Here is an 8702-nt window from a genome sequence, read left to right on the forward strand (position 1 = left end):
CAGGATGTCATTTTGGAGAGACAAATTTGAACTCGCTCATGGCTATCGCCGGTAAAGGTTTCTCCGGCAACAATTCGCAACGGGCTCGCGGTTTCGCCCCCGGTGGCATTCGATCTCTGGCGCATTCGGCGCGTTCCCTCTTTCTAGCGGCGAATTTGCTGATCGCGCTGGCCGGCTCTTTCATTGCAGGCGACGCCCGCGCAGCGCTGCCGGTTGATCAGATCAAACTGCCGCCGGGCTTCAGCATCGCTGTTCTCTCCGACGACGTGCCGGGTGCCCGTGCGATGGTTTTATCGCCGAAAGGGGTGCTCTACGCTGGCAGCCTCGACGGGCGTGTCTATGCGCTCGAGTTGAAGGACGGTCGCGTGACAGCGAAACATGTGATCGCGTCGGGCCTGGACGAGCCCGCAGGCGTGACGTTCCGAAACGGAGCGCTGTATGTCTCCGCGATCTCCCGCATTCTGCGCTTCGACGACATGGATAATCACCTCGATGCGCCGCCCAAGCCAGTGGTGATCACCGACAAACTGCCTTCCGACCGGCATCACGGCTGGAAATTCATCGCGTTTGGGCCGGACGGAAAACTGTATGTGCCGACCGGTGCGCCGTGCAACGTCTGCAATCCGGATCGCAAACGGTATGCACTAATCGCCCGGATGAATCCGGACGGCACCGACTATGAAGTGTTTGCGAACGGCGTACGCAACACGGTCGGTTTCGACTGGGATCCGCAGACGAAAGAACTCTGGTTCACCGACAACGGCCGCGACATGCTCGGCGACGATATTCCCGATGACAAACTCAATCACGCGCCAAAAGCCGGCATGGACTTCGGTTTCCCGTATTGCCACGGCGGCGACGTTGCGGACCCTGAATTCGGCGCCGGCCATCCGTGCTCCGGGTTCACGCCGCCCGTGGTCAAGCTTGGCGCACACGTGGCGTCGCTCGGCATGCGCTTCTATACAGGCACGATGTTCCCCGCCGACTATCAGAACAACGTGTTCATCGCGGAGCATGGGTCGTGGAACCGCAGCACGAAGGTGGGGTATCGGATTGTGCGGGTCGTCTTGGGTGCGAATGGCGAAAAACCACGCATGGAGCCGTTCGCCCAAGGCTGGCTCCGCCCAGACCAACAGGTCTGGGGCCGTCCCGCCGATGTCCTGCCCATGCCCGATGGCTCGCTTCTCGTCAGCGACGACGACGCGGGTGCGATCTACCGGATTACGTACACGCAACCTTGACGTTGCCGTGAACTTGCGGTGATCTCGCAGTGACATTGCCGCGGCCGGTCGCCGCGCACTGAGCGGTTTAGCCGCGTGAGTGCCCGTCCCGGCGGGCGTAGAATGCCGCGTCGGCGCGAAAGTGTTGCCGCTTGCGCCAATCCGCTTCCATTGCTCACTGCATTTTCCTTTTCGTTTCCCGATGAACAACTCGCCATCCACTGCCACACATCCATCGAAACCAGCGGCAAACGGGCGTTTCCGCTCGAAAACGCTCACCGCCGCGCTCGCCTTCTTTTTTGGCAGCATTGGCGCGCATCGCTTTTATCTGTACGGTTTGCGCGACAAGTTCGGCTGGGCGCACATTGTTGGCATTGTGTTGGGCGTGGCCGGTTACCTGTTGCTCGCGGCAACGGAACGGGCTTCGATCCTCGGCTGGGTCCTGGTCGTTCCGGGAGCGATTTCGCTGCTGTCGGCGTTCTTGTCGGCGATCGTTTACGGCTTGCGGCCCGACGAAAAATGGGACGCCCAGTTCAACGCGCAAACCGGCCAACACAGTGAATCCGGCTGGACAGTCATTTTCGTCGTGATCTTTTCTTTGTTCTTCGGCGCGCTCCTGCTGATGGCCGGTCTTGCCGTCACCTTCCAGACTTACTTCGAAGGCCAGGTTCAAGCAGCTAAAGAGTTGTCGCAATAAGTTGAAGTGACGCTTAGGGGCTCGTAGCGGTTCAGCACGGCAGTCGCCAGCGCCACGCTTTTCAAAACAACTTCATCTGCGCACTGTCCTCGACTGCACGTGGTTTTCGACCTACCACCTTCTCGACATGTCGAAATTCCGACATATCCAGAATTCCGTGCCGTCGTTGATTCAGGCCAAGCCGCTTCGTGGCGTTATGAAAGCGCTGCTTGAGCATGTCGGCCCATAAACCTTCACCTTTCATCCGCTTCGAGAAATCCGAGTCGTAGTCCTTGCCGCCGCGCATGTCGCGCACACGCCCCATCACACGCTCCGCCCGATCCGGGAAATGCGCCGCAAGCCAGTCCTTGAACAGCGGCGCCACCTCCCACGGCAAGCGCAAAACGATGTAACTCGCACTTGTCGCACCCGCTTCTGCGCAGGCTTCCAGTACCCGTTCCATGTCCGGTTCGGTGACGAACGGAATCATGGGCGCGACGCTGACGCCCACCGGAATGCCCGCGTCGGTCAACGTCCGGATAGTGCGCAGCCGCCTTGAAGGCGTGGCTGCGCGCGGCTCGAGCGTGCGGGCGATATCCGCATCCAGCGTGGTAATGGTGATGGCTGCCATGACCTGGCCCTTCTGCGCCATGGGTGCGAGCAGGTCAATATCCCGCTCGATCAGCGACGACTTCGTGATTGCCGCAAACGGGTGCCCTCGTTCGCTCAGGATCTCGATCACCCGTCGCGTGATCCGCAAATTCCGTTCAACGGGCTGATACGCGTCAGTAATCACGCCCAGCGCGATTGGCTCCGGCTGGTAGGACGGTTTGTCCAATTCCCGCTCGAGCAATTCGCCAGCGTTGATCTTGGCGTAGATCCGGCTTTCGAAATCCAGCCCTGGCGACAAGCCCAGATAACTGTGCGTTGGCCGCGCAAAGCAATAAATACAGCCGTGCTCGCAACCACGGTACGGGTTCAGCGACACACTGAACGGAATATCCGGCGACGAATTGCGCGTCAGAATGCTCTTCGCGCGTTCCTCGAATACTTGCGTGCGCAGGATCGGCGCGTCATTGGCTTCCCCGTCCTCGCTGACATGCGTCCAGCCGTCATCGACACGCTCGCGCGCGTCCTTTTCATAGCGCCCCTGAAGGTTCGTGACCGCCCCTCGGCCCTTGAGCGGCGAGGGAGGAGCAACAGGATATTCGTCGTCGTGAGAAGCCATAGCCGGGGAATGAAAGCGATAAAACACTGTATAAATATACAGTAAATTCCTCCGATCGCAAGGTCATTTCAGGGTTCGACGGCGATGGTCAGCGTTTCCTTGATCTCCTCCATGACTACATAACTTTTCGACTGCACGGCGCCCGGCAGTTGCAGCAGGATGTCGCCGAGCAGCTTGCGGTAATCGGCCATTTCACCAATGCGCGCTTTGATCAAATAGTCGAAATCACCGGAAACGAGATGGCATTCCAGCACCTCGGGAATCCGCTGCACCTCTCGCCGGAACTGCTCGAACATGTTGCCGCTTTTGTGATCGAGGGTGATCTCGACAAACACCAGCAGCGACGCACCCAACTGATGCGGATTCACCCGCGCGTAATACCCCGCGATCACCAGATCCCGCTCCATGCGTTTGACGCGTTCGATGCACGGCGTCACCGAGAGCCCGACCTGCTCGGCCAGGTCTTTCATTGCAATACGGCCATCCTGTTGAAGAATCTTCAGGATTCGGCGATCGATCTTATCGAGTTCTCGTACTGAATTTCGTTGCGTTCTCATTGCTTTCCACTGAAAAGTGAATAAATACAATAACAAAAACTGGCTCAGTATCAATACTATAGTCGATACCACTATGTAACCCGCTACTCACACGGCTTCAGTCAAAACGAAGCGATTGACCGGCGGACACACTTTGCACGGAGCAAGGCATGCGAGTCGTAATTCTGGGAAGCGGTGTTGTCGGCGTGACGAGCGCCTACTATCTGGCGCGCGCGGGGCACGAAGTCACCGTGATCGATCGTGAAGCGGGGCCGGCGCTCGAAACGAGTTTCGCCAACGCAGGTCAGATCTCGCCCGGTTACGCCTCACCGTGGGCCGCGCCCGGCGTGCCGCTCAAAGCAATCAAATGGATGTTCGAGAAACACGCACCGCTCGCCATCCGCCTGGACGGAACGTCGTTTCAATTGAAGTGGATGTGGCAGATGCTGCAGAACTGCACGCAGGCGCGTTATTCGGTCAACAAGGGTCGCATGGTGCGCCTGGCCGAATACAGTCGCGATTGCCTGCAGGCGCTGCGCGCGGACACTGGCATCAATTACGAAGGCCGCACCGGTGGCACGCTGCAGGTTTTTCGGACCCAACAGCAACTCGATGGCGCCGCGAAGGACATCGCCGTGTTGCGCGACGCGAATGTGCCGTTCGAATTGCTCACGCCGGCTGAATTGCACAACGCGGAACCGGCGCTTGCCGCCGTGTCGCACAAGCTGACCGGTGGTCTGCGCCTGCCGAATGACGAAACCGGCGATTGCCAGAAATTCACCACCCGCCTCGCAGCAATGGCCGAACAGCTGGGCGTGAAGTTTCGCTACAACACGCCAATCGACGCGCTCGCGGTAAGCGGCGGCCGGATTGCGGGCGTGCAATGCGGTGGAGAGACCATTCGCGGCGACTCATACGTTGTTGCGTTGGGTTCTTACTCCACGAAACTGCTGGGCAGTCTTGTCGATATCCCCGTGTATCCGCTGAAGGGTTATTCGATCACGGCACCCGTCGTGAACGAAAGCGCTGCGCCGGTTTCCACCGTGCTGGACGAAACGTACAAGATCGCGATCACCCGTTTCGATGACCGGATTCGCGTCGGCGGAATGGCAGAGATCGTCGGCTTCGACAAATCGCTGAACCAGGCGCGTCGCGAAACGTTGGAAATGTGCGTGAACGACCTGTTCCCTGGCGGCGGGGATACCGCACAAGCATCGTTCTGGACCGGCTTGCGCCCCATGACACCGGATGGCACGCCTATCGTTGGCCGTACGCCGGTGCCGAACCTGTTCCTCAATACGGGCCACGGCACGCTGGGTTGGACGATGTCCTGCGGATCGGGGCAGTTGCTGGCCGACTTGATGTCGGGCAAGCAACCGGCCATTCAGTCGGATGATTTGTCGGTGCATCGGTATATCGGCGAGACGCGTACGAGCACGCGGCCGTCATATGCAGGTGCGTGAGTTTCGGGTGTAGCTAGGAGCCCATGCTTTAAAAAAATGCCGTTCGACTTTTGTCGAACGGCATTTTTCATAGCCTCCCCACCTCACCCAATCAAAACTGATCCTCGCTCAGCGCCAGATATCCTTCCTGCCCATCACCGCTGACGATGGACGCTTCAATCCCCGGCGCTTGCGACAAAATATGCTCCGCGAAAAACTGGGCGGTCGCGATCTTGGCGCCATAAAACGCCGCGTCGTCGCTACGCTTGTCCGACGCCACCAACAGCGCGCGCGCCATCTGCCATCCGCCCAACACAATGCCTGCCAGCTTCAGATACGGCACGCTGCCGGCAAACACCGCGTTCGGATCGCTTTTCACCTTGGCGACCATGAACTCGATCACCCGTGCCAGCGACAAGCTTCCCGCGCTCAAATGCCGATGCATCGACTTGAACGCCTGCCCTTCCCGCTCGGCTAGTTGCGCGATGGTCTGATCCATCTGCGCAAGAATCGCCTGCGCCGTCGCGCCGCCGTCACGCACGGTCTTGCGGCCGATCAGGTCGTTGGCCTGAATGGCGGTCGTGCCTTCGTAGATGGTGAGAATACGGGCATCGCGGTAATACTGCGCCGCCCCCGTCTCTTCGATGAATCCCATACCGCCGTGAACCTGCACGCCGAGACTCGCGACATCGATGGAAAGCTCCGTGCTCCAGCCCTTCACGACCGGCACAAGAAACTCGTAGATCGCCTGATGGCTGGCGCGCGCGGCTTCGTCAGGATGATGATGCGCGAGGTCGCAATGGGCCGCCGCGACATAAGCAAGCGAGCGCGATGCTTCGGTCAGCGCGCGCATCGTCAAGAGCATGCGGCGCACGTCGGGGTGGTGAATGATCGATACAGGCTGTTTGGCGGAGCCATCAACCGGCCGGCTTTGCACACGATCCTTCGCGAACGCAACGGCCTTCTGATACGCCCTCTCCGACACCCCCACGCCCTGCATCCCGACCGCGAACCGCGCCGCGTTCATCATGATGAACATGTACTCCAGCCCGCGGTTTTCCTCGCCGATCAACTCACCGATAGCGCCGCCGTGATCGCCGAATTGCAGCACGGCGGTCGGACTCGCCTTGATCCCGAGCTTGTGTTCAATCGATACGCAATGCACATCGTTGCGAGCACCGAGCGTGCCGTTTTCATCGGTGAGGAATTTGGGTACGACGAAGAGCGAGATGCCCTTCACGCCGTCGGGCGCATTGGGCGTGCGCGCCAGCACGAGATGGACGATATTCTTCGCCATGTCGTGCTCACCGTAGGTGATGAAAATCTTCGTGCCGAAGAGTTTGAACGTGCCATCGCCCTGCGGCTCGGCGCGTGTTCGGACCAGCGCGAGATCGGAACCGGCTTGCGGTTCGGTGAGGTTCATCGTGCCGGTCCATTCGCCCGAACTCAGCTTGGGTACATAAAGCTGCTTCTGCTCCTCGGTCCCGGCGGTCAGCAGTGCTTCGATAGCGCCATCGGTGAGAAGCGGACACAACGCAAACGACAGGTTCGCCGCGTTCAACATCTCGATGCAGGGCGTGGCGATCAGCTTGGGCAATCCCTGGCCTTCGTACTCGACCGGGTGCAGCACGCCTTGCCAGCCACCCTCGCCGAACTGGCGGAATGCTTCTTTAAAACCGGGCGTGGTCGTGACTTCACCGTTCTTCCAGAAGCTCGGGTTCTTGTCGCCTTCGAAGTTCAACGGCGCAACGACTTCGTTGTTGAAGCGCGCCGCTTCTTCGAGCACGGCCTGTGCGGTGTCGAGACTGGCGTCCTCGAAACCCGGCAACGCCGCGATGCTTTCTATATCGGCTAATTCCTTCATCACGAACAGCATGTCCTTGACGGGTGCTCTATAGCTCATGTCTTGTCTCCCCCAACAGATGTGAAAAGGGGCGCACGTATGTCGCCCCTTTTTTACGGTCTTGCTTTGCTTCCAGCCAGTGGCCTAAGAACGATCAGCCAAGTTCTTTCACGAGGTCCGGTACGACCGTGAACAAATCGCCCACGAGACCATAGTCCGCCACGCCGAAGATTGGTGCTTCCGCATCCTTGTTGATCGCCACAATGACCTTGCTGTCCTTCATCCCGGCCAAGTGCTGGATCGCGCCCGAGATACCGACGGCAACATACAAATTAGGCGCCACGATCTTGCCGGTTTGACCGACCTGATAGTCGTTCGGAACGAACCCTGCGTCGACTGCCGCACGCGATGCACCCAGCGCCGCGCCGAGTTTGTCCGCGAGCGGCTCGAGCACTTTCGTGTAGTTCTCGCCGCTGCCCATACCCCGCCCACCCGAGACGATGATCTTCGCGGACGTCAGTTCCGGCCGGTCCAGCTTCGTCAACTCGCGGCTCACGAACTTGGAGATGCCCGTGTCCGCCGCGGCTTCGATCTTCTCCACCGATGCGCTGCCGCCTTCTGCCGCCACCGGATCGAAACCCGTGGTGCGCACCGTGATGACCTTGATCGCATCGCTCGATTGAACAGTGGCAATGGCGTTGCCCGCGTAGATCGGACGCTCGAACGTATCCGGGCTGTCTACGGCCGTGATATCACTGATCTGCGCGACATCCAGATGCGCTGCAATACGCGGGGCAATGTTCTTACCGTACGGGGTCGCCGGAGCCAGGATATGCGAGTAGTTCTTCGCGATCTGAACCACCGTTGCGTCGATAACCTCGGCCAGGCCATCGGCGAGTTGCGGTGCATCGGCGAGCAATACCTTCGCTACACCCGCAATCTTCGCTGCAGCTTCGGCCGCTGCTTGCGCGTTCGAACCCGCGATCAGCACGTGGATATCGCCACCGATCTTCTGAGCAGCCGCGATGGTGTTCAAGGTCGCTGCTTTGACCGATGCGTTGTCGTGTTCTGCAATTACAAGAATAGTCACTTTGGAAACTCCCTCACAGAACCTTGGCTTCGGTCTTCAACTTCTCGACCAGCGTCTTCACGTCCGGCACCTTCACGCCCGCGGTGCGTTGCGGCGGTTCAGCGACTTTGAGCGTCTTCAGGCGCGGCGTAACGTCGACACCCAGGTCCGCCGGCTTCAACGTTTCCATCGGTTTCTTCTTGGCCTTCATGATGTTGGGCAGCGTCACGTAGCGCGGCTCGTTCAGGCGCAAGTCCGTGGTGATCACGGCCGGCAATGTCAGCGACAGCGTTTCCGAGCCGCCATCGACTTCACGCGCGACCGTGGCTTTACCGTCGGCGACCGTCACCTTCGAGGCGAACGTCGCTTGCGGCAAACCGGCGAGCGCGGCGAGCATCTGACCTGTCTGGTTCGAGTCATCGTCGATGGCTTGCTTGCCGAGGATGATCAGTTGCGGCTGCTCTTTATCGATCAGCGCCTTCAAGATCTTCGCGACCGCCAACGGCTGCAATTCCTCAGTCGATTCGACCAGGATCGCGCGATCCGCGCCGATCGCCATGGCCGTACGCAGCGTTTCCTGACATTGCGTCACGCCGCACGATACTGCGATCACTTCCGTCGCCACGCCCGCTTCACGCAGACGCACGGCTTCTTCCACGGCGATTTCGTCGAACGGATTCATCGACAT

At 59.7% G+C, this 8702-nt stretch carries 8 protein-coding genes; 3 read left to right on the forward strand and 5 right to left on the reverse strand.

What is annotated here, in order from left to right; translation table 11 throughout:
- The first annotated feature begins 38 nt into the window (after nucleotides 1-38).
- Complete coding sequence (locus JWR14_RS31225) at nucleotides 39-1241, forward strand: PQQ-dependent sugar dehydrogenase (RefSeq protein WP_299717128.1); 1203 nt, start codon at nucleotides 39-41, stop codon at nucleotides 1239-1241.
- Nucleotides 1242-1422: 181 nt separating this feature from the next.
- A complete protein-coding gene (locus JWR14_RS31230) occupies nucleotides 1423-1917 on the forward strand; it encodes an NINE protein (RefSeq protein WP_299717114.1) in 495 nt (164 codons plus the stop codon).
- A gap of 61 nt (nucleotides 1918-1978) precedes the next feature.
- Here JWR14_RS31230 and JWR14_RS31235 read toward each other — a convergent pair whose 3' ends face one another.
- Together JWR14_RS31235 and JWR14_RS31240 are read right to left on the reverse strand one after the other, a co-directional pair.
- Complete coding sequence (locus JWR14_RS31235; RefSeq protein ID WP_299717116.1) at nucleotides 1979-3124, reverse strand: PA0069 family radical SAM protein; 1146 nt, start codon at nucleotides 3122-3124, stop codon at nucleotides 1979-1981.
- A gap of 68 nt (nucleotides 3125-3192) precedes the next feature.
- Nucleotides 3193-3681 (reverse strand): Lrp/AsnC ligand binding domain-containing protein, encoded by a 489-nt coding sequence (locus JWR14_RS31240; protein WP_299717118.1) that lies wholly within the window; start codon nucleotides 3679-3681, stop codon nucleotides 3193-3195.
- Nucleotides 3682-3830: 149 nt separating this feature from the next.
- Between JWR14_RS31240 and JWR14_RS31245 the strand changes: the two genes are divergently transcribed.
- Complete coding sequence (locus JWR14_RS31245; protein WP_299717120.1) at nucleotides 3831-5123, forward strand: D-amino acid dehydrogenase; 1293 nt, start codon at nucleotides 3831-3833, stop codon at nucleotides 5121-5123.
- Between the two features lie 91 nt (nucleotides 5124-5214).
- Here JWR14_RS31245 and JWR14_RS31250 read toward each other — a convergent pair whose 3' ends face one another.
- From JWR14_RS31250 to JWR14_RS31260, 3 genes are all read right to left on the reverse strand, one after another.
- Entirely contained in the window at nucleotides 5215-7005 is a 1791-nt protein-coding gene (locus tag JWR14_RS31250; RefSeq protein ID WP_299717122.1) for an acyl-CoA dehydrogenase, read from the reverse strand.
- Nucleotides 7006-7099: 94 nt separating this feature from the next.
- Complete coding sequence (locus JWR14_RS31255; RefSeq protein ID WP_299717124.1) at nucleotides 7100-8035, reverse strand: FAD-binding protein; 936 nt, start codon at nucleotides 8033-8035, stop codon at nucleotides 7100-7102.
- A gap of 13 nt (nucleotides 8036-8048) precedes the next feature.
- The coding region (locus tag JWR14_RS31260; protein WP_299717126.1) for an electron transfer flavoprotein subunit beta/FixA family protein at nucleotides 8049-8702 on the reverse strand (654 nt) is incomplete at its 5' end.

Origin of the sequence: Caballeronia sp., from assembly GCF_028292365.1 — a bacterium.
Taxonomy (GTDB): Bacteria; Pseudomonadota; Gammaproteobacteria; order Burkholderiales; family Burkholderiaceae; genus Caballeronia.